The sequence below is a fragment of the Nonomuraea sp. NPDC051191 genome, from assembly GCF_044455665.1.
Taxonomy (GTDB): Bacteria; Actinomycetota; Actinomycetes; order Streptosporangiales; family Streptosporangiaceae; genus Nonomuraea.
In genome coordinates this window covers 63,416-88,359 of sequence record NZ_JBITEZ010000015.1, presented here as the reverse complement: position 1 = coordinate 88,359, position 24,944 = coordinate 63,416, and the positions used below count along the sequence as shown (strand labels likewise).

The 24,944-nt window shown below is 71.9% G+C and carries 25 protein-coding genes; 12 read left to right on the top strand and 13 right to left on the bottom strand.

All coding sequences use genetic code 11. The features are described 5' to 3' along the window. Positions 1-90 precede the first annotated feature (90 nt). The 4 genes from ACIA8R_RS38065 to ACIA8R_RS38050 all read left to right on the top strand — a co-directional run bounded on the left by ACIA8R_RS38065 (position 91) and on the right by ACIA8R_RS38050 (position 4,038). Positions 91-1,089, top strand: a complete 999-nt coding sequence (locus tag ACIA8R_RS38065) for an alpha/beta hydrolase (RefSeq protein WP_357696027.1) — start codon at positions 91-93, stop codon at positions 1,087-1,089. A gap of 148 nt (positions 1,090-1,237) precedes the next feature. Continuing rightward, the gene (locus ACIA8R_RS38060) at positions 1,238-2,074 is read left to right on the top strand and encodes a siderophore-interacting protein (RefSeq protein ID WP_357696029.1); all 837 of its coding nucleotides are present in this window, start codon (positions 1,238-1,240) and stop codon (positions 2,072-2,074) included. 220 nt (positions 2,075-2,294) lie between these two features. Beyond that, positions 2,295-3,611, top strand: coding sequence for a serine/threonine-protein kinase (locus tag ACIA8R_RS38055; protein WP_397042441.1), 1,317 nt, complete (start codon positions 2,295-2,297; stop codon positions 3,609-3,611). Positions 3,612-3,684: 73 nt separating this feature from the next. Further along, complete coding sequence (locus tag ACIA8R_RS38050) at positions 3,685-4,038, top strand: hypothetical protein (protein ID WP_357696032.1); 354 nt, start codon at positions 3,685-3,687, stop codon at positions 4,036-4,038. A gap of 107 nt (positions 4,039-4,145) precedes the next feature. Here ACIA8R_RS38050 and aceA read toward each other — a convergent pair whose 3' ends face one another. Then, positions 4,146-5,432: an isocitrate lyase gene (gene aceA / locus ACIA8R_RS38045; RefSeq protein WP_357696034.1), complete on the bottom strand. Its 1,287-nt coding sequence runs from the start codon at positions 5,430-5,432 to the stop codon at positions 4,146-4,148. Between the two features lie 267 nt (positions 5,433-5,699). Here aceA and ACIA8R_RS38040 point away from each other — a divergent pair, with 267 nt between their 5' ends. Beyond that, positions 5,700-7,172 (top strand): helix-turn-helix domain-containing protein, encoded by a 1,473-nt coding sequence (locus tag ACIA8R_RS38040; RefSeq protein ID WP_364104120.1) that lies wholly within the window; start codon positions 5,700-5,702, stop codon positions 7,170-7,172. A 35-nt stretch (positions 7,173-7,207) separates the two neighbouring features. Further along, on the top strand, positions 7,208-8,146 hold the full coding sequence (locus ACIA8R_RS38035) for a glucosyl-3-phosphoglycerate synthase (RefSeq protein WP_357696038.1): 939 nt from the start codon (positions 7,208-7,210) through the stop codon (positions 8,144-8,146). Between the two features lie 128 nt (positions 8,147-8,274). Here the strand turns inward: ACIA8R_RS38035 and ACIA8R_RS38030 are convergent, their stop codons facing one another. Beyond that, positions 8,275-8,847: a TetR family transcriptional regulator gene (locus ACIA8R_RS38030; protein ID WP_364104117.1), complete on the bottom strand. Its 573-nt coding sequence runs from the start codon at positions 8,845-8,847 to the stop codon at positions 8,275-8,277. Between the two features lie 87 nt (positions 8,848-8,934). On the opposite strand from ACIA8R_RS38030, the gene ACIA8R_RS38025 reads away from it, so the two are divergent. Further along, on the top strand, positions 8,935-10,137 hold the full coding sequence (locus tag ACIA8R_RS38025) for an MFS transporter (RefSeq protein ID WP_397042440.1): 1,203 nt from the start codon (positions 8,935-8,937) through the stop codon (positions 10,135-10,137). Between the two features lie 14 nt (positions 10,138-10,151). On the opposite strand, the gene ACIA8R_RS38020 is transcribed toward ACIA8R_RS38025, so the two are convergent. Continuing rightward, a complete protein-coding gene (locus tag ACIA8R_RS38020) occupies positions 10,152-11,291 on the bottom strand; it encodes an MCE family protein (RefSeq protein ID WP_397042439.1) in 1,140 nt (379 codons plus the stop codon). Positions 11,292-11,431: 140 nt separating this feature from the next. Between ACIA8R_RS38020 and ACIA8R_RS38015 the strand changes: the two genes are divergently transcribed. Next, complete coding sequence (locus ACIA8R_RS38015) at positions 11,432-12,640, top strand: acyl-CoA dehydrogenase family protein (RefSeq protein ID WP_397042438.1); 1,209 nt, start codon at positions 11,432-11,434, stop codon at positions 12,638-12,640. A 137-nt stretch (positions 12,641-12,777) separates the two neighbouring features. Here ACIA8R_RS38015 and ACIA8R_RS38010 read toward each other — a convergent pair whose 3' ends face one another. The 3 genes from ACIA8R_RS38010 to ACIA8R_RS38000 form a co-directional block, all read right to left on the bottom strand. Then, positions 12,778-13,248: a hypothetical protein gene (locus ACIA8R_RS38010; RefSeq protein WP_397042437.1), complete on the bottom strand. Its 471-nt coding sequence runs from the start codon at positions 13,246-13,248 to the stop codon at positions 12,778-12,780. Positions 13,249-13,292: 44 nt separating this feature from the next. Then, entirely contained in the window at positions 13,293-13,484 is a 192-nt protein-coding gene (locus ACIA8R_RS38005; protein ID WP_397042436.1) for a hypothetical protein, read from the bottom strand. A gap of 111 nt (positions 13,485-13,595) precedes the next feature. Then, positions 13,596-14,381 carry a helix-turn-helix domain-containing protein gene (locus ACIA8R_RS38000; protein WP_397042435.1) on the bottom strand — a complete coding sequence of 262 codons (786 nt, stop codon included), beginning with the start codon at positions 14,379-14,381 and terminating at the stop codon, positions 13,596-13,598. A gap of 86 nt (positions 14,382-14,467) precedes the next feature. On the opposite strand from ACIA8R_RS38000, the gene ACIA8R_RS37995 reads away from it, so the two are divergent. Next, complete coding sequence (locus tag ACIA8R_RS37995; RefSeq protein ID WP_397042434.1) at positions 14,468-15,325, top strand: NAD(P)H-binding protein; 858 nt, start codon at positions 14,468-14,470, stop codon at positions 15,323-15,325. Between the two features lie 135 nt (positions 15,326-15,460). Here ACIA8R_RS37995 and atpE read toward each other — a convergent pair whose 3' ends face one another. From atpE to ACIA8R_RS37970, 5 genes are all read right to left on the bottom strand, one after another. After that, positions 15,461-15,694, bottom strand: coding sequence for an ATP synthase F0 subunit C (atpE, locus tag ACIA8R_RS37990; RefSeq protein WP_357696054.1), 234 nt, complete (start codon positions 15,692-15,694; stop codon positions 15,461-15,463). 198 nt (positions 15,695-15,892) lie between these two features. Continuing rightward, positions 15,893-17,464, bottom strand: a complete 1,572-nt coding sequence (locus ACIA8R_RS37985; protein WP_364104094.1) for a M28 family metallopeptidase — start codon at positions 17,462-17,464, stop codon at positions 15,893-15,895. Positions 17,465-17,615: 151 nt separating this feature from the next. After that, positions 17,616-18,515, bottom strand: coding sequence for a cation diffusion facilitator family transporter (locus ACIA8R_RS37980; protein WP_397042433.1), 900 nt, complete (start codon positions 18,513-18,515; stop codon positions 17,616-17,618). After that, positions 18,515-18,928, bottom strand: coding sequence for an ArsR/SmtB family transcription factor (locus ACIA8R_RS37975; RefSeq protein ID WP_397042432.1), 414 nt, complete (start codon positions 18,926-18,928; stop codon positions 18,515-18,517). Before ACIA8R_RS37975 ends, ACIA8R_RS37980 begins: the two co-directional genes overlap by 1 nt. Before the next feature lie 44 nt (positions 18,929-18,972). Then, positions 18,973-20,235 (bottom strand): aminotransferase class V-fold PLP-dependent enzyme, encoded by a 1,263-nt coding sequence (locus tag ACIA8R_RS37970; protein WP_397042431.1) that lies wholly within the window; start codon positions 20,233-20,235, stop codon positions 18,973-18,975. Between the two features lie 246 nt (positions 20,236-20,481). On the opposite strand from ACIA8R_RS37970, the gene ACIA8R_RS37965 reads away from it, so the two are divergent. From ACIA8R_RS37965 to ACIA8R_RS37955, 3 genes are all read left to right on the top strand, one after another. Further along, positions 20,482-20,940, top strand: a complete 459-nt coding sequence (locus ACIA8R_RS37965) for a hypothetical protein (protein ID WP_397042430.1) — start codon at positions 20,482-20,484, stop codon at positions 20,938-20,940. 95 nt (positions 20,941-21,035) lie between these two features. Further along, on the top strand, positions 21,036-22,127 hold the full coding sequence (locus ACIA8R_RS37960) for a PLP-dependent cysteine synthase family protein (protein WP_397042429.1): 1,092 nt from the start codon (positions 21,036-21,038) through the stop codon (positions 22,125-22,127). Beyond that, positions 22,124-23,371: an MFS transporter gene (locus tag ACIA8R_RS37955; protein WP_397042428.1), complete on the top strand. Its 1,248-nt coding sequence runs from the start codon at positions 22,124-22,126 to the stop codon at positions 23,369-23,371. The genes ACIA8R_RS37960 and ACIA8R_RS37955 overlap by 4 nt, the downstream gene beginning before the upstream one ends. Positions 23,372-23,425: 54 nt before the next feature. Here the strand turns inward: ACIA8R_RS37955 and ACIA8R_RS37950 are convergent, their stop codons facing one another. Both ACIA8R_RS37950 and ACIA8R_RS37945 read right to left on the bottom strand, forming a co-directional pair. Continuing rightward, the gene (locus ACIA8R_RS37950) at positions 23,426-24,094 is read right to left on the bottom strand and encodes a copper resistance protein CopC (protein ID WP_397042427.1); all 669 of its coding nucleotides are present in this window, start codon (positions 24,092-24,094) and stop codon (positions 23,426-23,428) included. A 147-nt stretch (positions 24,095-24,241) separates the two neighbouring features. After that, positions 24,242-24,907 (bottom strand): hypothetical protein, encoded by a 666-nt coding sequence (locus ACIA8R_RS37945; RefSeq protein ID WP_397042426.1) that lies wholly within the window; start codon positions 24,905-24,907, stop codon positions 24,242-24,244. Between the last annotated feature and the right edge of the window lie 37 nt (positions 24,908-24,944).

The following is a 24,944-nucleotide window of genomic DNA, read 5'->3' as shown; positions in this document are numbered from 1 at the left end:
CGTAAATCCGGAATATCTGGAGAAGGGATGAGATCCCTACTGGCCGGTAGACCGAGGGCGTTTCGGGAACATAAGGGGTGGAGGACCGTGATGCGCATCAACCAGGACGTAGCACCCGACTACCCCTTGAGCTGGCAGGCCCGGGCCCTGACCTCGGTCATGTGGGGCACCCTGAAGCCGGCCTCCACGGTGCTGATGCGTCATCCGCTGGCCCTGATCGGCGCGGCCGCCCTGGGCGAGCTGACCCGGCTGATGCCCATGCACCTGCCCGAGCACGCCGTCGTCGCGCCGGCCGACGGGCCGGAGTGCGGCGGCGAGTGGGTCCGCGCGGGGCCGGGCGTGGACGAGCGCAAGGCGCTGCTCTACTTCCACGGCGGCGGCTACTTCTCGTGCTCGCCGCGCACCCACCGGCCCATCACCTGGCGGCTGTCGGCCGTGGCCCGGCGGCCGGTGCTCGCCCTGGACTACCGGCAGGGCCCGGTGCACCCGCTGGCCGACTCCCTGGCCGACGCGCTGGACGCCTACGAGTGCCTGATGCGGAACGGGCACGCCGCCGAGGACATCATCATCGCCGGGGACTCTGCGGGCGGTCACCTGACGCTGGCCACCCTGCTGGCCCTGCGCGACCGCGGTCTGCCGACGCCCGCCGCCGCGATCTGCCTGTCGCCGTGGGCGGACCTGACCGACATCCCGCGCCGGGCCAACCGCTGGCAGGACCCCATGCTGCCGGCGGGTCGGGTGCGCTGGCTGGCCCGCCACTGGACCTGCGGGCTCGACCCGTGGGACCCGCTCGTCTCGCCGGTGCACGGCGACTTCACCGGGCTGCCGCCGCTGATGATCGTCACCGGCTCCACGGAGGTGCTGCGGGACGAGGCGCGGCGGGTGGCCGAGCGGGCGCGCATGGCGGGGGTGCCGGTCAGGTACGAGGAGTGGCGGCGGATGCCGCACGCGTTCCCGATCCTGGCCGACGTCCTGCCGGAGGCGCGGCTGGCCTTCCGGCACATGTCGGCGTTCCTGGAGGCCGTGGCGGCCCGGGCGGCCCGCGCGGCGGCACGGGCGGCGGCTCGGGGGGATTCGGCGGCGGCCTGACTGGGCCGGGCGTGTCGGGGTAGCTTGGCCTGATATGTCGCAGCTTGGGGTTGTGTGCTGAGGAAGGCGTCCAGGCTTTGCGGTGGCCTTGCCCGTCAATCCCGCTGTAAGGTTAGGTATACCTAACTAACACATGGGGGCTGAAGTGATGGCTGACAAGCCCACGGACCACCATCGGGGCGTCGTCCTGCGGACCGAGCGGCTCTCCCCGCACATGATCCGCGTCGTGGTCGGCGGCGACGGCCTGCGCGACTTCGCCTGCCGCGGGCTCACCGACCATTACGTGAAGCTCGTCTTCCCGCACGAGGGCGTGGAGTACCCCGAGCCCTTCAGCGTCAAGCACGTGCGCGAGACGATGCCGCGCGAGTTCTGGCCGCGTCTGCGCACCTACACCGTGCGCGCGTGGGACCCCGACGCCCTTGAGCTGACCCTCGACTTCGTCCATCACGGCGACAAGGGCCTGGCCGGTCCGTGGGCCGCCACGGCCGTGCCCGGCGACGTCGTGCTCTTGCTGGGCCCCGGCGGCGGCTACGTGCCCGACCCCGAGGCCGGCTGGCACCTCATGGTGGGCGACGAGAGCGCGTTGCCGGCCATCGCGGCCTCCCTGGAGGCGCTGCCCGAAGGGGCTCTCGCCCACGTCCTGCTGGAGGTGGACGGCCCGGAGGACGAGCTGAAGCTCGGCACGGCGGCCGACGCGCGGATCACCTGGCTGTACCGGGGCGAGCGGCCGGTCGGCCGGGCGCTGGTGGAGGCGGTGCGCGCGCTGGAGTTCCCCGAGGAGGACGTGCACGCGTTCGTGCACGGCGAGGCCGGTTTCGTCAAGGAGCTCCGGCGTCACCTGCGGCTGGATCGAGGCGTCCCGATGGCGCGGCTGTCCATCTCCGGCTACTGGCGCCTCGGCGTGGACGACGAGGGCTGGCGGGCGGTCAAGAACGACTGGAACCGCGAGGTCGAGGCCGACGAGGCCCGCGCACTGGCCTCCTGACTCCCTTATGGTCGAAAGCTCGCCAACCACAAAAAGCCACTTCAGAACGTTCCACCCCAGCCCTTACTCACCCTCCGGGCATGAACGTCTTACCTCCGATACCCCTTGCGCAAAACGCGCGAAAAGGGCCCCCGGATCTCGCCACAGTGTGCCTTGCCGTGTCCCACACAGGAGAGGCGAGGCCCGGATGGCGCGTGGTGCAAGCGACATGCCTTCTGGCGTGCGACCGCTTACGGTGGGCGACCCGGTCGTCATCGGCCGGTACCTTCTCCTCGGCCGTCTGGGGGCGGGCGGGATGGGGGTGGTGTACCTGGCCGAACACCCGCGAGGGGGCCTGGTCGCGCTCAAGACGCCGCATCCGGTGCACCTCCACGATGCCACGTTACGGGCGCGTTTCGCCAAGGAAGTGGCTTTCTCCCGCAGATTGGTGCCCTTCTGCACCGCCGCCGTCATCGAGGACGGAACCGACGGCGACCGCCCGTACCTGGTCACCGAGTACATCCCGGGGCCCGCGCTGTCGGAGGTGGTCAGGGCCGCCGGAGCGCTCACGCCCGACCTCGCCTACGGCGTCGCGCTCGGGGTGGCCGCCGCGCTCGTCGCGGTGCACGAGGCCGGTCTGGTGCACCGCGATCTCAAGCCCGGCAACGTGCTGCTGTCGTCCAGGGGGCCGCGGGTCATCGACTTCGGCATCGCCTGCGACGTGGACACCCACGCCGCCCACACCCGGGCCGGCCACATCATGGGCAGCCCCGGCTGGGTGGCGCCCGAGCGGCTGACCGGCGGCCCGGCGCTGCCGCCCTCGGACGTGTTCGCCTGGGGCTGCCTGGTGGCCTTCGCCGCGAGCGGCCACCATCCGTTCGGCGGCGGCGAGACGGACGTGCCGGCCCGGCGCATCCTGTTCGACCCGCCGCGCCTGGACGGCGTGCCTGCCCTGCTGCGCCCGGCCGTCGAAGCGGCGCTGGCCAAGGACCCGGGCTCCCGTCCCCGGTCGGCCGACCTGCTGCGGGCGCTGCTGGCGTCCGGCGGCGTGGGCGATCCGTGGGACCTGCGCCAGGCGGTCGGCGACGTCCTGGACGGAAGCTGGGCCGAGGTGCCGTACCCGGCGGGGTCCCCCGTCACGACGTCCGGGCCCAGGCGCAGGAGCAGGGCGAAGGCCGGAGCACACCTGTCGCACGCCGGCCTCGCGGCGCTGGCCACGGTCTCCCTCGCGGCCGTCACCGTGATCGCCGCCTCGGGCGGGGACGCCCTGAGCCTCGGCGGCGGCTCGCCGGCGCCCGATCCCGTGGTCGTGCGGCCGTACGTCAGCGTCCGTTCCACCGAGCGGTCCACCATGACGCCCACCGGCGCCCGGCCGGCCGTCCACGTGGGCGATCCGGGTGGGGAGGAGGCCGGTCCCTGTGCCGGAGCGGCCGGTCGCCGCCGCGGGGCCGGGGGCCCTCACTGCCCGCGGCCGTCGGTCTCGATCAGCACGATCCCCCAGGACGGCCCTGGCGAGTCGCCCGACCCGGCCACCCCGACGGCCACCGGAGCGTCCTGACCGCGCATGCCTCATGATCGAGGTGAGCGGAGGAGGTGTGGTCTCTCCACCGCACCCGAGAGCGAGGCCGTACATGAGCTACTACGACATAGAGGGCAACCCCATCAGCCCGGCACGGGCGCAGGAGCTGCTGGCCGACCGCGCCGGGCGGACGATCGGCGACGACCGCGTCGGCACCGCCGCGGGAACGTTCCGCGTCCGCACCCTGCACCTGGTGCTCGACCAGGCCGACGGCGGCACGGTGCCGCTGCTGTTCGAGTCGACCGTACGACTGTCGCCCCCCGGCGCCGATCCAGGGACGGGCGGCGAGGAGGTGCTGAGCCTGCACTGGTCCACCAGGCAGCAGGCCGAGGACGCGCACGCCCAGCTCGTCCGCGACATCACCGAGCGGCAGGACCTGCCGTCCTGGGCCCGGGAGGGCGGCTGAACGCACGGCAGGCAGGAAAAGGGGCCGCGCCGGGCTGGGGGAGCCGGCGCGGCCCTTCGCCGGGGGAACCATCCCATGCCCTGGAGGTGGCCGGCGAGATCGCGGGATCAGTGGTGGAACTGCTCCTCTTCGGTCGAGCCCTTGAGCGCGGTCGTCGAGGAGTCGGGCGCGACGGCCGTGCTGACCAGGTCGAAGTAGCCGGTGCCGACCTCGCGCTGGTGCCTGGTCGCGGTGTAGCCGCGGGCCTCGGCGGCGAACTCGGCCTCCTGGAGCTCGACGTACGCCGTCATGCCGTCGGCGGCGTACCCCTGGGCGAGGTCGAACATCGAGTAGTTCAGCGAGTGGAACCCGGCCAGCGTGATGAACTGGAACTTGTACCCCATGTGCCCCAGCTCGCGTTGGAACTTGGCGATCGTGGAGTCGTCCAGATGCTTCTTCCAGTTGAACGACGGCGAGCAGTTGTAGGCCAGCAGCTGGTCCGGGTAGCGGGCCTTGATCGCCTCGGCGAACTCGCGGGCCACGTCCAGGTCCGGCGTGCCGGTCTCCATCCACAGCAGGTCGGAGTACGGCGCGTAGGCCAGGCCGCGGGCGATGCAGGCGTCCACGCCGTTGCGCACCCGGTAGAAGCCCTCGGCGGTGCGCTCGCCGGTGGTGAAGGCCTGGTCGCGGGCGTCCACGTCACTGGTCAGGAGCGTCGCGGCCTGTGCGTCGGTCCGCGCGACGATCAGTGAGGGGACGCCGCACACGTCGGCGGCCAGCCGCGCGGCGTTGAGCGTCTTGATGTGCTGGCCGGTCGGGATCAGCACCTTGCCGCCCAGATGGCCGCACTTCTTCTCGGAGGCGAGCTGGTCCTCCCAGTGCACGCCCGCGGCACCGGCCGCGATCATGCCCTTCATCAGCTCGAACGCGTTCAGCACGCCGCCGAACCCGGCCTCGGCGTCGGCCACGATCGGCGCCAGCCAGTGCGGCGCGTCCGGCGCGCCCTCCGACCAGGTGATCTGGTCGGCGCGCAGCAGCGCGTTGTTGATCCGGCGCACGACCGCGGGCACGGAGTTGGCCGGGTAGAGGCTCTGGTCCGGGTACGTCTGGCCGCCGAGGTTGGCGTCCGCGGCCACCTGCCAGCCGGACAGGTAGATCGCCTTCAGGCCGGCCCTCACCTGCTGGACGGCCTGGTTGCCGGTCAGCGCGCCGAGGGAGTTGACGTAGTCCTCGGTGTGCAGCAGGTCCCAGAGCCGCTCGGCGCCGAGCCGGGCCAGCGTGTGCTCCTCCTGGACGCTGCCCCGCAACCGCACCACGTCCTGCGCGCTGTAGGTGCGCTCGACCCCCGCCCAGCGAGGGTCGTTGTGCCACTTGTCCTGCAGCTGCTCCGCAGCTCCCTTGAGGCGATCGTTCATCGTTCGCTCCTTTGTCGTCCCCTGGGGCTCACCCCGATCATCTGCCCGGAGAGCCGGTGTCAACAGGCTCCATCTGGAAGAAGAACGTCCAAAGTTTCCGATGTGTGCATTACTCGTGGGTATTCAACTGAGAAGAAAACGCAAGTTTTCCTGTTGGACTAGACCACTCGCTCTCTGGAACCGCACCTGGCTCTCGTGTCCCGCTGCGGCATGCCCCGAGTGCCCAAAGGCTAGAAAATGGGCCGAATTTCTGTCTAAGATGCCTTCATGGCGTCCCTGCTAGGCGAAGAACCGCTGTCTTTGACGCAGGAGCTCGATCTGCTCGCGTTCGGCCAGCGCCTGCGCCACCTGCGCAAACAGCGCGGCCTCACCCTGTCGGACCTGGGCTCGCGCGTCAGCAGGGCGCCCAGCCAGCTGTCGCTGCTCGAGAACGGCAAGCGCGAGCCCAAGCTCTCGCTGCTCAAGTCCCTGGCGACCGCGCTGGGTGTCCCCGTCGAGGAGCTGCTGCGCCGCCAGCCGCCCAACCGGCGCGCCCAGCTCGAAATAGCGCTGGAGGAGGCGCAGCGCGACCCCATCTACGCCGGGCTCGGCCTGCCCCGGCTCAAGGTGTCCGCGCGCGTGCCCAACGACGTGCTCGAACACCTGCTCGGCCTCTACGGCGAGCTGCGCGCCCGGCAGGCCCGCGGCACCGCCACGCCCGAGGAGGCCAGGGCCGCCAACGCCGAGCTGCGGCGCAGGCAGCGCGAGGTGGGCAACTACTTCCCCGACATCGAGAAGGCCGCCGCCGAGGCGCTCGACGCCGTCGGCTACCGCACCGGCGCCCTGTCCCAGAGCACGATCCAGGGCCTGGTCACGCACTTCGGCTACACCGTCCACACCGCCCAGGACCTGCCGCGCTCGGTGCGTTCCATCACCGACCTGCGCAACCGGCGCATCTACGTCAAGCACGAGCAGCTCGGCATGCACACCCCGCGCACGATCCTGCTCCAGACGCTCGGCCACCTCGCGCTGGGCCACGGCAAGCCGCGGGACTTCGCCGACTTCCTGCGCCAGCGCACCGAGGCCAACTACTTCGCCGCCGCCGTGCTCGTGCCCGAGCGGGCCGCCGCCCCCTACCTCCAGGAGGCCAAGGCGGCGCGGGCGCTGTCGGTGGAGGACCTGCGCGACGTGTTCGCGGTCTCGTACGAGATGGCCGCCCACCGTTTCACCAACCTGGCCACCCATCACCTCGGTCTCGTCTGCCACTTCGTGCGCAACGACGCCGGCGGCACCATCTACAAGGCGTACGAGAACGACGGCATCGTCTTCCCCGCCGACGAGCAGGGGGCCATCGAGGGGCAGCGGATGTGCCTGCAGTGGTCGGGGCGGCAGGTGTTCGCCTCGCCCGACCGGTTCTCGGTGTTCTACCAGTATTCCGACTCGCCCACCGGTACCTATTTCTGCGTCGCCCACGTCGATCCGTCGCGGGAACGGGACTTCGCCATCACTTTGGGGGTGCCGTACCGGGAGTCGCGGTGGTTCCGGGGCCGCGAGACCACCAACCGCACCAAGTCCGGCTGCCCCAACGGCGACTGCTGCCGCCGTCCGCCCACCGAGCTGGCCGAACGCTGGGAGGGGTACGCCTGGCCGTCCGCGCGGGCCAACTCGCACATCCTGGCCGCCCTGCCGCCAGGGTCGTTCCCTGGCGTGGACGAGGCGGACGTCTATACCTTCCTGGAGCGCCACGCGACCCTCGCATAAGCTGACATGCGGGGGTAACGGGGGAGGTGTCGCACATGCTGCCTGATGTGCGGAAATGGTGGCATCGCCGAACGTCGTGCGCCGCGGACTGGCCGCTGCCCGACCTCGTGGCGGCCAAGGGGAGCACCACGGTGAGCGTGGTCCTCCCGGCCCGTGACGAACGGGAGACCGTGGGGGAGATCGTCGAGGTCATCCGGCGCGAGCTGGACGGCCTCGTGGACGAGATCGTCGTCATCGACTCGTGCTCGGCCGACGACACCGCCCGCGTCGCGGCCCGGGCCGGGGCCGCCGTGCACGCCCAACGGGACATCCTGCCCGAACTCGCACCGCTGGAGGGCAAGGGCGAGGCGCTGTGGAAGTCGCTGGCGGTCACCTCCGGCGACGTGGTGGCCTTCGCCGACGCCGACATCAGGCACTTCCACGCCTCGCTCGTCGCCGGGCTGCTCGGCCCGCTGCTCACCGATCCCACGGTCGCCTACGCCAAGGGCTGCTACGACCGTCCGCTGAACGGTGCTCCCACCGGCGGCGGCCGCGTCACCGAGCTGGTCGCCCGTCCTCTGATCAACCTGCACTGGCCGGAACTGGCCGGGTTCGTGCAACCGCTCGCCGGCGAGTACGCCGGCCGCCGCTCGGCCCTGGAACGCGTGCCGTTCCTCACCGGGTACGGGGTGGAGCTCGGCCTGCTCATCGACCTGCTGGACCTGGCCGGGCTCGACGGCCTGGCCCAGGTGGACCTGGGCTCGCGCGAGCACGCCCCGCAGTCGACCGAGGCGCTCGGCGGGATGGCGGCCCAGATCATGCTGGCGGCGTGGTCGCGGCTGCGGCGTCAGGGGAAGATCGAGGGGCGGCATGTGCCGGGGGTGGAGCTGGCGCAGTTCCGCCGGTGCGAGGGCGGCCACGACATACTGACCCGCCATGTCGCCATCGGCGAACGCCCTCCGATGCTCACCCTGCCCCGCCCGTCCGGCCCCTGACCGCCCCACAAACACCCACGAGCCGCCTGGGGCTGTGCGAGGCCCTCCGGCCAGGGCGGTCCTTCACCCGCGCCGGGCCCTTCGCGCGCGAGGGGCCCTTCGTTCACGGGAGCTTCGGTCGGTCGGGGCTACTTGAGGGCTGCGGTCACGAAGGCGGTGAGCTGGTCGCGCAGGGCGTCGTGGTCGTCGGCCTCGTCGCCCAGGATGATCCGCCCGAGCTGTGGCATCATCGCCGGGAACAGGGCCAGCCCGGTCAGCGTGAACAGCGTGCGCGCCGTCGCCTTGGACGGCTCCTCGCCGCGCCCCTCGGCCAGCGACGCCGCCTTGCGCGCGCACCGCTCGACCCGGGCCTCCTGGCCGGGCAGCAGCTCCTGGCCGCGGTAGTTGAGCGCCTCCCACATCAGCAGCCGCACCAGGTCGGGGTGGCGCCGGTAGTAGTCGGTCAGCCGGGCCACGTAGTCGACGGGGTCGGCGCCGGGCAGGGCGATCTGCGACGTCAGGTCGTCGAGCGCCTCGTTGATGACGGCGTCGAACAACTTCTCCTTGTTGCCGAAATGCCCGTAGATGCGCTCCTTGTTGACGCCGGCGCGTTCCGCGATGCGATCCACGCGCGCCCCCGCCACGCCGTACGCGGCGAACTCCTCGCGGGCGGCCTCCAGCAGGGCGGCCCTGGTGGCGGCGGTCGAGACCTTGGGTGACATGCCTTCATTCTGCCACGAACAACTAGTTGGTTGTAAACCAACTATCTAGTTGACGTCCAACTAGTTGGTTGGCTACCGTCCTCTGCCATGGCACTGACTCTTCCCCGTACGGAGGCCGCCCCGGCCGTCCGTACCGACTACGCCCGTTTCGGCCGCACCCTGTTGGCGTTCACCCTCACCGCTGTCCTGTGCAGCGGGCAGTTGTACATCGTGATCCCCCTGCTGCACGACATGGCGACCGGCTGGCACACCTCGCCCGGCGGCCTGACCTGGCTGGTCACCGCGTTCGGCGCCGGCTACGGAGTCGGGTTCCTGGTGTTCGGCCCGCTGTCCGACCGGTACGGCCGCCGCCGCCTGCTGATGGCCGGCCTGCCGCTCGCGGCCTTGACCAGCGCGCTGGTGGCGTTGAGCCCGAACCCCGAGATGGCCCTCGTGCTACGGGCCGTCCAGGGGGTGGCGGTGGCGATGTTCCCGCCCGCCGGCATGGCGTACCTGGCCGAACGGCTTGAGCCGCGGCGCCGCGTGGTCGCCATCGCCGCGGTGACCGGCGCCTTCCTCGCCTCGGCCGTGTTGTTGCAGGTGGCCGCGCAGGTGCTGGTCGAGACGGTCGGCTGGCGGGGGCTGTTCCTGCTGTCGGCCGCCGGATTCGCCCTCGCCGGGCTCGGCCTGCGCGCGGTCATGCTGCCCGACCTGCCGCGCGAGTCGGCGGGGTCGCTGCTGTCGGCCTACCGGGCGGTGCCCGGTCTGCTGTTCGACCGGGTGCTGGCGTTGCGCTACGTGGCCACGGTGATGCTGATGGCCGGGTTCGTCGCCGTCTACACCGGGTTGCAGATCTACGGCGGCACATCACCCGCCGGCCTGCTCACGCTGCGCGCCTCCGGACTGCCCTCGATCGTGCTGATGCCGGCGCTCATGCCGTGGCTGGCCCGGATCCCCACCACGGCCAGGGCCACCGCGTTCCTGGTCATGGGCGGGCTCGCCCTGGTAGCCGTCGCGTTCACCGGAGCCGGCGCGCTCGGCCTGGTGCTCCTGCTGGCCGTGTACGTCGCCAGCATCACCGGCGGCCTGCCCAGCATGAACGAGGCCATCTCCGCCCAGGCCGGACCGGCCCGCGGCACGGCGCTCGCCCTGTTCTCCTTCGCCCTCGCCGTCGGCGGCAGCGTCGGCCCCCAGCTCGCGGCCGCCTTCGGCGGGTTCATCCCGCTCGTGTACGGCCTGGCGATCGGCATGGGCGTGGCGGCCCTGGCCGTCCTCGCCTCCGCCCGCCGCCCGGCCCCCACGGGACACTGACCCGGCGGGGCCGGTCAGGGGATCGTGACCAGCCCGCCGAGCGACAGATCGGGGCGATCGACACGCACATCGGGCAGCAGCCACGACGTGTCGATCGCCACCGCGTCGTTGAGGGCCCGCGCCAAGGGGTTGAGCGCGCCGAGCAGCGGTTCGCAGCCGCTGTCCATGGAGTGGGCCAGCGAGCAGAGCCACATCGCGACGTCGTCGGTCTGGCCGTTGAGGTTGAACCGGGCCCGGAACGTCGCGCTCGCCGGGTCGTAGGCGTTGTTCGCGTTGTTCAGGGCGAGCGGCGCGGCGTCGAGGAACGTGCCGATGGAGGCGCGCTGGCGTACCAGCAGGGTGGTGAGGTGGGCGAGATCGCGGGAGTTGGCGGCGATCTCACCCCTGTTGTCCTCGACGAAGTCCGCGACCTGCGTGAGCGTGGAGGACAGCTCGCGCAGCACCGCGCGCAGCTCCCCGCGCTCGCCGTCGAGCTGCGCCGACACGCCCGCCAGGTCCTTCATGAACGCCCGGATGCGCGCGTCGTCGCGGGCCATCGCGCCGGTGATCGTGGCGAGATCGCGCACCGTACGGGCCAGGTCGTCGCCGTCTCCCGCCAGCACGGAAGCCGCGTCGGACAGGCCGCGCACGGTGGCGCCCACCGTCTCGCCCTGGCCGCCGAACGTGCCCGCCGAGACCCGCAGCAACCGCGCCAGCGCGCCGCGCTCGCCCGCCCCGCCTGGCCGCGGAGAACCCGGCGGGGCGAGGGCCGCGGCGAGCTGGTCGTAGCCGCGTAACGCCTCGTCGATCTCGACCGGGGAGCGGGTCTCACGCAGGGTGCCGCCGTCATGGAGCACAGGCCCTCCCCGGTACGGCGGCGTGAGCTGCACGAACCGGTCGGCGATCAGCGACCGCGCGACGATGACGGCCTGCGCGTCGGCCGGGACCCTGCGCCCGGCGTCGAGGGCCAGCTCCACCCGGACCTTCGCGCCCGCCGGGCTGACCGCGGTGACCCGGCCGACCCGCACCCCGAGGACGCGTACGTCGGAGCCCGGATACAGCCCCACGGCGGCGTCGAACCAGGCGATGACCCGGACGCCGGCGACCGGCCTGAGCAGCAGATATCCCGCCGCCAGCGCGAGGACGGCGAGAAGTGCGGCGAGCCGGCGGTCCATCGGCCTTCCTCGATCGACTTGGGCGTACGGTGACCAGAACATTACCGTGAGTCGCCGAACCCTCGCACCTTCCGGCCGAGCCCTACTCGCCGGTAGGTTGTTACCAACGGTAACAATGGAACGGCCAGGGAGTGGACGCGATGACCGGGTTCTGTCCGGAGCTCAGTGACGACGTGATCGAGGTGCGCGACTGGGTTCACGCGTTCGCCCGCGACGTGATCCGCCCCGCGGGCGCCGAATGGGACGAACGCGAGGAGACCCCCTGGCCCGTGATCCAGGAGGCCGCCAAGATCGGCCTGTACTCGCTGGACTTCTTCGCCACCCAATGGTTCGAGCAGAGCGGCCTGGCGCTGCCGGTGGCGTTCGAGGAGATCTTCTGGGGGGACGCCGGTATCGGCCTGTCCATCGTCGGCACCGGTCTGGCCGCCGCCGCGCTGTCCGCGAACGGCACTCCGGAGCAGATGGGGGAGTGGCTGCCCCAGATGTTCGGCACGGAGAACGACGTGAAACTCGGGGCCTTCTGCGCCTCCGAGCCCGACGCCGGCTCCGACATCGGCGCCATCCGCACCCGCGCCGTCCACGACAACGGCGACTGGGTGCTGAACGGCGTCAAGACCTGGGCCACCAACGGCGGCATCGCCGACGTCCACGTGGTCGTCGCCTCGGTGGACCCGTCGCTGGGCACCCGCGGGCAGGCGAGCTTCGTCGTCCCGCCCGGCACGCCCGGCCTGGCGATGGGGCAGAAGTTCCGCAAGCACGGCATCCGCGCCTCGCACACCGCCGAGGTGATCCTGGAGGACGTGCGCCTGCCCGGATCGTGCCTGCTGGGCGGCAAGGAGAAGCTGGACGCCCGCCTGGCCAAGGTCCGCAACGGCGAGCGCGCCGGCGGCCAGACCGCGATGCGCACGTTCGAGACCACCCGCCCGTCGGTGGCCGCGATGGCCGTCGGCATCGCCCGCGCGGGCTTCGAGTACGCCAGGGACTACGCCCGCGAACGCGAGCAGTTCGGCCGCCGGATCGGCGACAACCAGGCGATCGCGTTCCTGCTCGCCGACATGGCGACCCGCGTCGACGTGGCCCGCCTGCTGACCTGGCGGGCGGCCTGGATGGCCCGCAACGGCAGGCCGTTCGAGCAGGCCGAGGGGTCGATGTCGAAGCTGGTGGCGGGGGAGACGGCGGTGTGGGTGACCGAGCAGGCGATCCAGATCCTGGGCGGCGCCGGCTACACCCGGGAACACCCTGTCGAGCGATTCCACCGCGACGCCAAGATCTACACCATTTTCGAAGGGACGAGCGAGATCCAGCGGCTCATCATCGGCCGCGCCGTCACCGGCCTCCCGGTTCGCTGAGAACTTCGCACGTCAGATGGGGGTGGTGTGCCGCAGGTCCATCACCGCGGCACACCACCGCGCACGAGTTGTCCGCCGCCTCAGCCGGGGCGACGGACGCGAGCACGTCACCCCGACCAGCGAGCGCATACACACGGTCACCCCGGGCGGGCAGATCGCTGATGCGGTGCCCGCACGTTCGTCAGGCACTGTTGCATGGTCTTCAGTCGCGAGCCCGTGATCGGGCAGACCCGGATCTCGCGGCCCTCCTCGTCGAGGACCTTCCTGCGCCCCAAGGGGCGGTCGAGTGTGACGGCCACGTCGACGGCCCCGACGCCCGTGTCGAGGCGGGCGCGCGGCCACAACTCCTCCCGCCACTTCTCCAGCAGCGTGCGCTCGGATGCCGGGCAGACATTGCGAATCATCACCCGGACCCGGACGACTGTCTCGGACTCGACAGCTTGGGCTTCGTCGGTCTTGAGGCATTTCGTGGGGATCGCCAGGCTGACCGCCTGAAGGATGAGGACGCGTCCTTCCACCTCGACCGTGTCGATCTGCCCGGGAAAGGGCGGCTCGGCCGGCCGCGACTGCCGTATTCCAGCCACCATGGAGATGGCGACGGCCAACACCAGGACGCAGCATGTGCGCCACAGAAAGGACGGGCCCAAAAGGTTCATTTCTTGTGGATGTCCTTGCCGACGGTCTTCATCACGCCATGGATGTCGGTGAAGTAATTGACGCAGGTGGACTGTACGGGGTTGTTGCCGAGGCCATTGCTGCCGCCCTTGATCGTGCAGCCGATGTCGGTGACCTCGAAGCGGCAGATCTGACTGTTGGACCGGGTGTCCGGGCCGGCTTCTGTCACCGAGGAAGATGGTGGGATCGTGGTCCGGCTTGCGCTGGGAGCGACGATGTGCCGGTACCGCGGGATGGAGTGGTGGCGTCGGCGCGATCCGAAGTCTGCGCCGCGAGCCTGTCAGCAGGGTTGGAGGGCGGGCAGGTGGCCTTCGAAGTAGGCGGCCGGGGTGACGCCCATCAGCGTGCGGAACTCGGCCGTCATGTGGGACTGGTCGTAGTAGCCGGTGGCCGTGGCCAGGTCGGCCCAACGGGGGCCGTCGGCACGAGCGAGGGCGAGGGCTTGACGGACGCGTTCGATGCGTTCGTAGCGTTTGGGCGACAGGCCGACGGCGTCGGCGAAAAGGGCGCGCAGGTGGCGTTCGCTGACGGCGAGGTGGCGGGCGATGGCGGGCAGCGGTTCGCGTCGCTCGCGCGCACGACCGCGCAGCGCTTGGACGGCGGCCTGGACCAGTTCGACCCTCACCCCGTCCGCCGAGGTCCTGGCCGACAGTGCGGCCTCCAGGTGCTTGAGTGCCAGGCCGTCGTCACCGCCCGCGTACGCCAGGGCGGCGTCCAGCGGGTCGGCGGAGGCGCCCCACAGTTCCCTGAGGGGGACCACCCGGTCCACGACCTCGCTCACCGGGACGCCGAGCAACGGCCGGGTGGCGCCGGGACGCAGCCGCAACCGCAGGCAGAACGGGAGGTCCTTGCCGACGTGGTACGAGGCGCGCGTGCGCGGGCCGATCACGAGCAGGTCGCTCCGCCCGGCGGAGGTCGTACGGAAGATCAGGGATGTGTCGGGGTCGGGGAGGTGCACGAGCGGCGGCCGCTCACCCGCTGCGGGATCGTCCGCCCTCAGCACGCTCACCGCCTTGACGAGCGACCGCAGACCGTCCGGCACGGTCTTCGAGACCTCGATGCTCATGACCACACGGTAGCCGGGCCACGAGATGCGCGTGCGTGCCGAAAATTCCTATAAGGGCTGGTGGGCAGGGTGACAGGGTGGGGCGCATGATTGTTGTCACAGGTGCCACGGGCACGGTCGGCGGTGAGGTGGTCCGGCTGCTGGCGGGCCAGGGTGAGCGTGTCCGGGCGATGACGCGGACGCCGTCGAAGGTCGAGGCGTTGCCGGGGGTGGAAGTCGTCCAGGGGGATTTCGACGATCCTGGGTCGTTGGCCGCAGCGGCGCGCGGTGCCGACGCCATGTTCCTCCTCAGTGCCCCGGGCCCGTGGCTCGCTCGGCATGACGAGGCGATGGTCATGGCGGCGCAGGCTGCGGGGGTGCGGAAGGTGGTGAAGGTCTCGGCCATCGGCACGGGAGAGGAGCATGGGGGTGCCAGAGTCGGGGACTGGCATCTGGCCGGAGAGCGGGCGTTGCGCGCGGGTGAGCTGGAATGGACGATACTGCGGCCGTCCAGCTTCGCCTCCAACGCCTTGAGGTGGGCTCCCCAGGTCCGGCAGGGGCAGCCGGTGCCGAACACGACGGGCAAGGGCAGGCAGGGGGTCGTCGATCCGCGGGACGTGGCCGAGGTGGCGGTGACGGCGCTGACGTCCGACGCGCACGTACGGACCGTCCTCACGCTGACCGGGCCCGAACTGCTCGGCGTCCGGGACATGGCCAAGGCGCTGGGGGAGACGCTAGGGCGGGCCGTCGAGACGGTGGACCTGCCACTGGAGGTCTACCGCACGCAGCTGATCGCCGCCGGGGTGGATCCCGAGTTCGCCGACGTCGCGGTCGACGGCTCCCGGCTGGTGGCGCGGGACGGCAACGCCCGGCTCACTCGTGACGTCGAGCTGGTGCTGGGACGTGGTCCCCGTACGTTCCTCACCTGGGCGGCCGATCACAGCGCCGCCTTCGTCTCCGGCTGACACCGGCGCCTGAGGACGCGGGCAACCGGGAAACGCTGCTGCCAGTCACTCCGTCGTAGGGGTGGCGTGACTCCTGAACGGTCACCGCCACCCGTCTTCAGCGTGAGTTCGCCATTCACGTTCCGAAGGCGGCGATTACTTGAGGAACTGGAAGATGAATGGCGCGACCAGCCCGATCAGGGCCAGCGCCTCGGTGAGGACGAAACCGAGAAGGATGTTCTGGCGGATCAGTGGATACGCCTCTGGCTGGCGGGCGATGGCCTGCACACCCTGTCCGAAGATGATGCCGACCCCGATGCCGGGGCCGATCGCGGCGAGGCCGTAGCCGATGGCGGTGATGTTGCCGGAGACTTGAGCGAGTACTTCCATTGCGCCGCCTTTCTGGCGTCCGATGAAGCAGTGTGTCGCTGGTCTTGCTGCCATTCCAGCGGGTGGACGCGAGAAAGAAAATATGGCGTTTCTCTAGTTTCTCCGCAAAATGCTCGTCGATCAACGTACTGGACAAATCTATCTATATGGTGAAGGTTCTTTCCGTGCGCCCGGCACGGGCGCACGGAAAGGACGGGTTCAGCGGGTTTCCCTGCCTTCGATGGTCGCCTTGAGCGTGGTCGTCGCGGCGCGGGCCTTGGCCGCCGGGCGGGCGGTGTCGGGGCCGGGCAGGTCGCGGCTGTAGGCGTAGACGACGGCCGCCGTGGCGATCGCGCCGGTGTTCAGCGCGAGCGCCTTGTCGTTGATGTTGGCGGTGGTGTCGCAGGCCTGGTGGTAGCAGGGGTCGTAGGGCTGTCCCGCGGTGCCGCCGAAGATCGCGGCCTCCTCGGGCGTCTTGATGCCCTCGGCGCCGGTGAAGACCCCGCCGGAGGGGATGCCGGCCTCGATGAACGGGCCGTAGTCCGAGCGGCCGTCGAAGTCGGTGCCGTTGTGCCCCTGGTGCAGGAGGTCGAAGTACTTCTCGTAGAGCTTCTCGATCTCGTCCGATCCGGGCGGGCCCGCGGGGGCGCCGACGCCGTCGGAGTCGTCGCCGTCGTAGATCTTGAAGGCGTAGTTGGTGGAGCCGAGCATGTCGTAGTCCATGAAGAGCTTGATCTTGGACAGCTCTGCCGCGGGCAGGGTCTCCACGTAGTGGATCGAGCCGAGCAGGCCCAGCTCCTCCGCGGTCCACCAGGCGAAGCGCAGCCGGTTGCGGGTCGGGATCTTGCCCAGGGCCTCGGCGACGGCGAGCGTGGCGGCGGTGCCTGAGCCGTCGTCGTTGATGCCGGGCCCGGCCGGGACGGAGTCGAGGTGGGCGCCGGACATGACGACCTTGTTCGGGTCGCCCCACTTGGAGTCGGCGATGACGTTGTAGGTGGTGCGCAGCTCGCTGACCGTGTCGGTCTTGAGGTGCACCACGGTGGCGGCCGAGGCCAGCTCCTGCCCGACGGCGAAGCTGGTGCCCACCACGGGGATGGTGACGGGCGTGCCGAGGTTCCCCCGCAGGGTCGCGGTACGGCCCGGCTGGCCCTCGTTGAAGACGATCACCGCCACGGCCCCGGCGGCCTGGGCGTTGGTCGCCTTGACCACGAAGTCGCAGGTGCCGCGCTGCAGCAGCGCGATGTTGCCCGGCGTGAACCCGGCGAAGTCGGCGGCCTCGCACCCGGAGTTGGAGGTGCTGGGCGTCGGGCCGGGCGGCAGGACGAGGTCGACGTTCTGCAGGGACGCGGTGACCTCGCCGCTCCCGGAGTACGTCATGGTGGCGAACTCGCCGACGGAGGACCCGTCGGGCGGGGTCGGCGTGAAGACGCGCGGGCCGGGGGAGACGCGCTCCATGAGCGCCGTCGACTTCTCCTCGAAGTAGGCGATGTCGAAGGGCTGGAGGGTGACGTTGTAGCCGGCCTTCTTGAGCCTGCCGACGACGTAGTCGCGCGAGGCCAGGTGACCGCTGGTGCCGGCGGCGCGGTTGCCGTTGTTGGCATTGGCGATGTTCTGCAATGCCTGCAGGTGTTTCTTCACCGCGGGGGCGGTGACCGACTCGATCAGCTTCTTCTCGGCCGGCCCAGGCGTGGGTTCCGCCTGGGCGGCGGCCGGGAGGAGAGCCAGGGGCAGGGACAGTGCCGCGGCCGTCGCGAGGACGCGGAAGGTGCCTCTGCGCAGGGTGATGCGCATACAAGCTCCTCGAACTCAGATAAACAGGTGTCTTTCCCGATTCAGCGGCCCAGGAGAATACATAAGCCGACAAATCAACCTGTGGGAAGAATCTGAGTCGTCCGATGTCGGACAGGGGTTTCCTGTAACGGGAGGGGCCTCGCGCCGTCCGCTACCAGCCCAGCTCGTCGCAGCCCTGATGGTCGACCGGCTCCACCTGCAGCGTGGCGTGCGCGATGTGGTGGCGCCGTCGCAGCACGTCGCGGGCCCGGTCCAGGACGGCGTGGTTGTCGCCGGGCTCGGCGGTGACCAGGTGGGCGGTGGCCACGTTCATGCCGGAGGTGAGCGTCCACAGGTGCAGGTCGTGCACGTCGCGTACGCCCTCGACGGCGGCCAGGTCGGCCGCCACGGCGGCGGCGTCGACGCCCTCCGGCACGTGCTGCCCCAGGACGGCGAAGACCTGGCGCCCCAGCGAGACGGCGCGGACGGCCACGAACACGCCGATGGCCAGCGCGACGACGGTGTCCCAGAACGCCTGCCCGGTGGCGGCCACCAGCCAGCCGGCCGCGATGACGCCGACCGAGCCGGCGGTGTCGGCCACCACCTCCAGGTAGGCGCCCTTGACGTTGAGGCTCTCGCCGGCCCCCGAGCGCAGCAGGAGCAGGGCCACGAGGTTCACCACGAGGCCGACGGCGCCGACGACGAGCATCGGCCCGGAGGAGACCTCGGCGCCCGCGCCGATGCGGCCGACGGCCTCGATCACGACGTACAGGGCGACGCCGAGCATCAGCACGACGGCCAGCAGCGAGGCGAACACCTCGGCCCGGTAGGAGCCGTAGCTGCGCCGTCCGGTGGTGTCGGGGCGGCCGGCGATCCTGGTGGCGACCAGGGCCGCGCCGAGGGTGACGACGTCGGCGGCCATGTGCCCGGCGTCCGACATCAGGGCCAGCGACCCGGAGATCAGGCCGTAGGCCAGCTCGACCAGGAAGAATCCGCCGATCAGGACGAAGGAGACCGCCAGCCGCCAACGGTGGCGGGCTCCGGCGTGCCCGTGCCCGTGACCCGTGCCCATCAGTGCCCGCCCTCCCGTTCGGGGTGGATGGCCTCGGTGTGCTCGGTGTGGGCCAGCGCCAGGTCCAGCAGCATCCGTACGTGGGGGTCCTCAAGGCGGTAGTAGGCCATCCGGCCCGAGCGGCGGGCGGCCACGATGCGGTGGGCGCGCAGCAGGCGCAACGCGTGGGAGACCGCCGACTCGCTCTGCCCGGTCACCGCCGCCAGGTCGCACACGCACAGCTCGCCGTCCAGCAGGGCGACCAGCAGCTTCAGGCGGTTGGGGTCGGACAGCAGGCCGAAGACGTCGGCGGTGTCGGTCAGGTCCTCGGCGGCGGGCATGCGCTCGTGCACGGCCGCGACGCGGTCGGCGTCGACCACCTTGACCGCGCACCCGTCCACGGACAACACGTGGTCGTCTGAAGAACTGTTCATATATCTAACCTAGTCGGGCATATCGGTGAGCTGTCAAGCGCGGCTCAGGCCCGCAGTCGCGGGGTCAGCCGCTTCAACGCCGCCGCCAGCCGGTCCACCTGCGCCGTCGAGGTGTACAGGGCCGGGGTGACCCGGACGGCGTCGCCGCCGGCCATGCCCGTCCGGGCGACCGTGTAGAGGCCGTAGGTGTCCAGCAGGGTGGCGGCGATGGCCTCGTTGTCGGCGGTGGAGGTGCGGCCGGTGATGCGGAAGGCGGTGATCGCGCCGTACATGCCGGGTTCGTCCGGGGTGAGGATCTCCAGGCCGGGCAGGTCGCGGACCTGGCTCACCCAGCGGTCGCGCAGGTGCCGCAGCCGGGCCTGCTTGACGGCGGCGCCGAGCCGCTGATGGAAGTCGAGGGCGTCGGGGACGGTGAGCGGCGCCGCGACGTCCATGGTGCCCGAATGGACCCGCGAACGGATGTCGCCGGCCGGGAAGCTCTCGTCGGCGAAGACGGGCTCGACGTCGGCCAGCCGTTCCCGGCGGATGTAGAGGAACCCGGTGCCGAGCGGCGCGCCCATCCACTTGTGCAGCGAGAACGCGGCGAAGTCGGCGCGAAGGTCGGGCAGGGTGAAGTCGAGCTGCCCCCAGGAGTGGGCGGCGTCCACGACGACGTCCACGCCGCGCTCGCGAGCCATGGCGACGATCTCGCGCACCGGCAGGACCAGGCCCGTGCGGTTGTTCACGTGCGACAGCAGGAGCAGCCGGGCCCGGGGATTGGCGCGCAGCGCCCGCTCGTAGGCGTCCAGCGCCGCCTGCCGGGTGGCGGGCTCGGGGAGGACGAACCGGGCGACCGTGGCCGCGCGCCGCCCGGCCAGCCAGTTCATGGTGTGCTGGGCGGCGGGATAGTCCAGGTCGGCGTAGAGCACGGCGTCGCCCGGCCGCAGCCGCCGGTAGCCGGAGATGAGGTTCTGCAGCGCCTCGGTGCCGCCCCGGGTGAGCGCGATCTCGTCGCGGGCGACGCCGAGCAGCCCGGCGATACGGTCGCGCACCTCGTCCGCCCTGGCCTTGTACGCCGTGCGCAGCAGGTGGGAGTTGCGGGCGTTGAGGTCGTCGACGTTGCGGTGGTAGGCGCGCCGGACCGGCTCGGGCATGATCCCGTAGTAGCCGTTCTCCAGGTTGACGAAGTCGCCGCTGACCCGGAACTGCCCGGCCACGTCCGCCCAGAAGCGTTCGTCCCGGGCCGGGCCCGAGGCGTCGGCGGCGGCCGGCGGGAGCGCGGCCAGCGCGCCGACCCCGGCGATGACCGCACGTCTGGACAGGGCCATGACACACCCCCAAGGTCGGGCGGCGCGGAATCGGGGCCGCGCCGGCGAATGCCAGTGTCGCGGAGATGTCGCGCCCGGCGGGGACGGCTCGCCGTTGTGCCCGTCATCCGAAGAAAATGCCGATAAGGAGGATCGGGGGGCGAAAGGCAATTCGCGGCGCCCATTTCCGTGCCCCGATGATTTCTTTACGTCGACCTTGGCCTTTTCCCGGCGAGCCGCGCCGCGCGGCGGGCATGCTCTGGGGTGATGCTCACCACCAGGTCGGCCCGCACACGCCGCCCGCCCGCCCCGGGGGCCGGCCGGTGGCTGCCGCGCGCGGTGCTGGCCCTGGCCATGCTGATCACCGTCGTGTTCGCGCACGGCGGCGCGTGCGCGGCCGTCGAGCTGTCCGAGCGGGTCCAGAGTGGCTCCGCGCCGACCCTCCAGAGTGCGCACCTCGACGCGCACCGGCACGTCAGGCGGCTGTCCGGGCGGATGCCGGTGCTGGACGCCGGGTGCCTCCACGGCGAGCTGCCCCCGGGGCATCTGCACGGCACCGAGCAGCAGTGCTCGGCGACCGCGGCCTCGGCGCCGGCCGTGGCGGCCGTCCCCTCGCTCGCCGCCCTGCCCGTCGCCGTCGCGGCGGTGCCCGTACGACCCGCGCCGCGGGCCGCCCCGCGGGAGCCCGCGCCGGGTCCCGAACGTCTCCGCGTGATGCGCATATAGGACGCGCGCTTTTCGTCGCCGTCCATTTCCATCGCGCCATTGACGCGGCGTCTTCCGTGCCGCGCGTGCGCCGTTCATCTCGGGGATATCAACCAATGTCGTACGACACTTTGTCGCGCCCTGACATTCTGCCCGCCATCGGAAATCCGGGTATTTGTGTCACCGTCGGAAACACGCCACTGGCGTTCGTCGCCGCGCCGTTCGTCGCCGGCGGCGGCGGCTTCTGGGCCAAGCTGGAAGGCTTCAACCCGGGCGGCATCAAGGACCGGCCCGCCCTGCACATGATCCGGCAGGCCCGCGCCCGGGGCGATCTGGCCCCCGGCGCAACGATCGTCGAGTCCACCAGCGGCACCCTCGGCCTCGGGCTGGCCCTGGCCGGGATCACCTTCGGCCACCCGGTCGTCCTGGTCGCCGATCCCGGCATGGAACCGCTCATGCAGCGGCTGCTGCTCTCCTACGGCGTACGGCTGGAGATCGTGCCCGAGCCGCATCCCGTCGGCGGCTGGCAGCGGGCCCGCCGCGACCGGGTCGCGGACGTGCTGGCCGAGCTGCCCGGCTCCTACTGCCCCGACCAGTACAACAACCCCGACAACGTGGGCGCGTACGCCGGGCTGGCCCGCGAGCTGCTGGCCCAGCTCCCGCACATCGACACGCTGGTCTGCTCCGTCGGCACCGGCGGGCACAGCGCGGGCATCACCCGCGAGCTCCGGCGTCACCTGCCCCGGCTGCGGCTGGTCGGCGTCGACACCGTCGGCTCGACCATCTTCGGGCAGCCCGACCGCCGCCGCCTGATGCGCGGCCTGGGCTCCAGCATCCACCCCGGCAACGTCGCCTACGACGCCTTCGACGAGGTCCACTGGGTGAGCGCCGCAGAGGCGGTGTGGGCCTGCCGCGCCCTCGCCGCCCAGCACTACGTCTCCGGCGGCTGGAGCACGGGAGCCGTCAGCCTGGTGGCCCGCTGGTTGGCCGGGCGCGGCGGGCCGGGCGGCTGCGTCGTCGCGGTCTTCCCCGACGGGCCCTGGCGCTACTGGAACACCGTCTTCGACGACGGCTACTGCCGCGCCCACGACCTGCTCGGCGTGACCCCGGCCGACGAGCCGGACGTGCTGGCCAACCCCTCCGAGCGCGAGGTGCGCCGCTGGACCCGCTGCACCACCGTCAGCGACCCGCTGGCAGGCGCACGATGAAGGCCACGCTGGCGCAGTTCCGCTCCTTCGACCGGCCGATCCGGCTGCTGCAGATCAACCAGGCGGGCATCAACATCGGCTTCTACGTGCTGATGCCCTACCTCGCCCAGCACCTGTCGGCCGGCGCGGGGCTCGCGGCCTGGACGATCGGGCTCATCCTCGGCCTCCGCAACGCCAGCCAGCAGGGCATGTTCCTGATCGGCGGCACGCTGGCCGACCGGCTCGGGCACAAACCCATGATCATGGCGGGGTGCGCGCTGCGTACCGTGGGGTTCGCGCTGTTCGGGCTCACCACGTCCGTGCCGCTGCTGGTGGCGGCCGCGGTGATCACCGGGCTGGCGGGGGCGCTGTTCAACCCGGCCGCCCGCGCGTACCTGGCCGCCGCGGCCGGGCCGCGCAAGGTGGCCGCCTTCGCCGTGTTCAACGTGTTCTACCAGGGCGGCATCCTGCTCGGGCCGCTGCTCGGGGTGCTGCTGCTGGCGGGCGGGTTCACCGCGGTGTGCCTGGGGGCGGCGGGGATCTTCGCCGTTCTGACCGTCCTGCAGGGGTTCTACCTGCCGTCGCGGCCCCGGGAACCCGGGCAGGTGCGGCAGCCGGTGTTGCGGGCCTGGCGGCGGGCGTTCGGTGACCGGGCGTTCGTCTCGTTCGCGGCGTCGATGATCGCCTCGTACGCGTTGTCGTACCAGATGTACCTCGCCCTGCCGCTGGCGGTGCAGCGGGCCGGCGGCGGCCAATGGGCGGTGACCGCCCTGTACGCGGTGTCGGCGCTGCTCGGCATCGCCGGGCAGGTACGCCTGACCACCTGGTGCGGCGAACGGTGGAGCCGCGGCCAGGCGATCACCCGCGGGCTGGCCCTCATGGGTGCGGCCTTCGTGCCCATGGTCGTGGCGACGCAACTGCACCTGCCCCCGGCGGCGACGATCGCGGCCGCGCTGGTGTGCGCGCTGCTGCTCGGCGCGGGGACGCTGGTGGCCTTCCCGTTCGAGATGGCCACCATCGCCGACATGGCGGGCGAGGAACTGGTCGGCACCTACTACGGCCTGTACAACCTGGCCTCAGGCGCCGGGATCCTCGCCGGGAACCTGCTGTCGGGCGCCCTGCTGGACGTCGCCGCCGACGCGGGCTGGGCCGGTCTGCCCTGGTTGTCGCTGACCTTCGCGGGGCTGGCCTCGGCCCTGGCGGTGGCCCGTCTGGAACGCCGCCAGGCCCTCCGGCCGCGCCTGCCGGCGGCGCTGGCCGCCTAGAGCGCCTCCAGCCCGGTCAGGGCGTGGGGGCCGGTGTCACGGGAGCCGCGCTGGTCAGGGCGTGGGGCCGGTGTCACCGGAGCCGCGCCTGCGGCGGCCGGCGACGACGGTCGCGGCGCCGCCCGCCACCAGCGCTGCCGCGGCCACCCACAACCAGCCGGGCACGCCGCCCGAGCCCGTCCCGGCGTCCGCCTGGGCGACCGGTGAGGACGAGGCCGCCTGCGAGGTGGCGTCGGACGAGCTCGCGGCCGGGCTCGCGGACGCGGTCTCGGACGGGCTTTCGGACGGGGTCGGGGTGGCTTCCGCCGGCTCCGCGGTGGGGGTGGCCGGGGCGGTGACGGTGAAGCGGAGCTCGCCCGAGATCGGGTGGCCGTCGGAGGAGACCACCCGCCAGGCCAGCCGGTACTTGCCGGGCTCCAGCGGCGCGGCCGGCTCGGCCTTCACCGTGAGCCCCTGGGCGCGCGGCTTGCCGAGAGGCAGGTTCTCACCCGCCGGGCCGTCGAGCACGAGGGTGGGCAGGGTCATGCGCGAGGTGAACTCCAGCTCGATGCTCTCCACCTGCGCGACCTTGGCGCCGTCGGCGGGGGAGCTGCTCTTCAGCCGGTCATGGGCCAGCGCGGCGGGCGCGGCGGCCAACAGCAGCAGCACGGCGCCGCCGACGGCGACACCGGCACGACAGGCCGCCCGGAACGGACGGCGTACGGAACGAAGGGAACGAGTCACTGCGAACTCCGGAGATCCGGCATCCGGCTCGACCGCCGGATGGGCATGCGGTCCGGCGCGCGACGGGACGGAGTACGTGCCGCGACGGCGCCGGCTGGGTCGTCTACCTGCCGGGAGGCACGCGGTACCCGCCGCATGACGGGAACGTCAGCGGCTGAGGGGCCGGGCGTGCCGGGTATCGCGGGGCGGGCCGCGCCGGGAGAGCACCGGAGCCAGCAGCAACGCCCGGTGGCCCGCCACGCGGGGCCAGAGCGGGCACGCGCGGGCGGGTCCGGCGGGCGGCGGAGCCAGGACGGACAGCCAGGCGCACAGGACGGTCCAGAGCCGGGCCAGCCGGACCGTGCTCAACCGCAGCAACGCCGCCAGCGCCGCGTCCCCGCGGGCCAGCCACCAGCTCGACGAGACCGCCACCGCCAGGTGGATCACCACCATCCCCGAGGAGCCGTGCCCGTGGGCCCCGGCGGGCATCGCGACGGGCATCCCGGCGGGCAACGCGGCGGACGGTCCGGCGGACACCGGCAGGGAGGCGTCGAGCAGGTGGCGCAGGCCGTACCGGGCGGACTCGGAGGCGTCGAAGAGCTCGTGGAGGCCGTACTGGGCGGCCACGCACATGGCCAGCAGCAGCGGCCATCCCCGGGGACGGGAACCGGCGGCGTAGGCGGCCGCGAAGGTCGCCGCGACGGCCAGGGCGAGCGGGCCGGGCGCGACGGCCGTGCCACCGACCAACGTGTGCAGGGCCGCCGAGGCCAGGACGCAGACGGCCGTGAACACCGCGGCGCGAAGCGCGCGGAACACGGGACGGGCGACCTGCACCCGGCCATCGTGCCAGAGCCGGGCAGGGCCGTCATCC

Bases quoted from the DNA above. Each gene is read 5' to 3' on its own strand.
- ACIA8R_RS38065 (WP_357696027.1), top strand. From the start codon at position 91: ATGCGCATCAACCAGGACGTAGCACCCGACTACCCCTTGAGCTGGCAG.
- ACIA8R_RS38060 (WP_357696029.1), top strand. From the start codon at position 1,238: ATGGCTGACAAGCCCACGGACCACCATCGGGGCGTCGTCCTGCGGACC.
- ACIA8R_RS38050 (WP_357696032.1), top strand. From the start codon at position 3,685: ATGAGCTACTACGACATAGAGGGCAACCCCATCAGCCCGGCACGGGCG.
- aceA (WP_357696034.1), bottom strand. From the start codon at position 5,432: ATGAACGATCGCCTCAAGGGAGCTGCGGAGCAGCTGCAGGACAAGTGG.
- ACIA8R_RS38040 (WP_364104120.1), top strand. From the start codon at position 5,700: ATGGCGTCCCTGCTAGGCGAAGAACCGCTGTCTTTGACGCAGGAGCTC.
- ACIA8R_RS38035 (WP_357696038.1), top strand. From the start codon at position 7,208: ATGCTGCCTGATGTGCGGAAATGGTGGCATCGCCGAACGTCGTGCGCC.
- ACIA8R_RS38030 (WP_364104117.1), bottom strand. From the start codon at position 8,847: ATGTCACCCAAGGTCTCGACCGCCGCCACCAGGGCCGCCCTGCTGGAG.
- ACIA8R_RS38025 (WP_397042440.1), top strand. From the start codon at position 8,935: ATGGCACTGACTCTTCCCCGTACGGAGGCCGCCCCGGCCGTCCGTACC.
- ACIA8R_RS38020 (WP_397042439.1), bottom strand. From the start codon at position 11,291: ATGGACCGCCGGCTCGCCGCACTTCTCGCCGTCCTCGCGCTGGCGGCG.
- ACIA8R_RS38015 (WP_397042438.1), top strand. From the start codon at position 11,432: ATGACCGGGTTCTGTCCGGAGCTCAGTGACGACGTGATCGAGGTGCGC.
- ACIA8R_RS38000 (WP_397042435.1), bottom strand. From the start codon at position 14,381: ATGAGCATCGAGGTCTCGAAGACCGTGCCGGACGGTCTGCGGTCGCTC.
- ACIA8R_RS37995 (WP_397042434.1), top strand. From the start codon at position 14,468: ATGATTGTTGTCACAGGTGCCACGGGCACGGTCGGCGGTGAGGTGGTC.
- atpE (WP_357696054.1), bottom strand. From the start codon at position 15,694: ATGGAAGTACTCGCTCAAGTCTCCGGCAACATCACCGCCATCGGCTAC.
- ACIA8R_RS37985 (WP_364104094.1), bottom strand. From the start codon at position 17,464: ATGCGCATCACCCTGCGCAGAGGCACCTTCCGCGTCCTCGCGACGGCC.
- ACIA8R_RS37980 (WP_397042433.1), bottom strand. From the start codon at position 18,515: ATGGGCACGGGTCACGGGCACGGGCACGCCGGAGCCCGCCACCGTTGG.
- ACIA8R_RS37975 (WP_397042432.1), bottom strand. From the start codon at position 18,928: ATGAACAGTTCTTCAGACGACCACGTGTTGTCCGTGGACGGGTGCGCG.
- ACIA8R_RS37970 (WP_397042431.1), bottom strand. From the start codon at position 20,235: ATGGCCCTGTCCAGACGTGCGGTCATCGCCGGGGTCGGCGCGCTGGCC.
- ACIA8R_RS37965 (WP_397042430.1), top strand. From the start codon at position 20,482: ATGCTCACCACCAGGTCGGCCCGCACACGCCGCCCGCCCGCCCCGGGG.
- ACIA8R_RS37960 (WP_397042429.1), top strand. From the start codon at position 21,036: ATGTCGTACGACACTTTGTCGCGCCCTGACATTCTGCCCGCCATCGGA.
- ACIA8R_RS37955 (WP_397042428.1), top strand. From the start codon at position 22,124: ATGAAGGCCACGCTGGCGCAGTTCCGCTCCTTCGACCGGCCGATCCGG.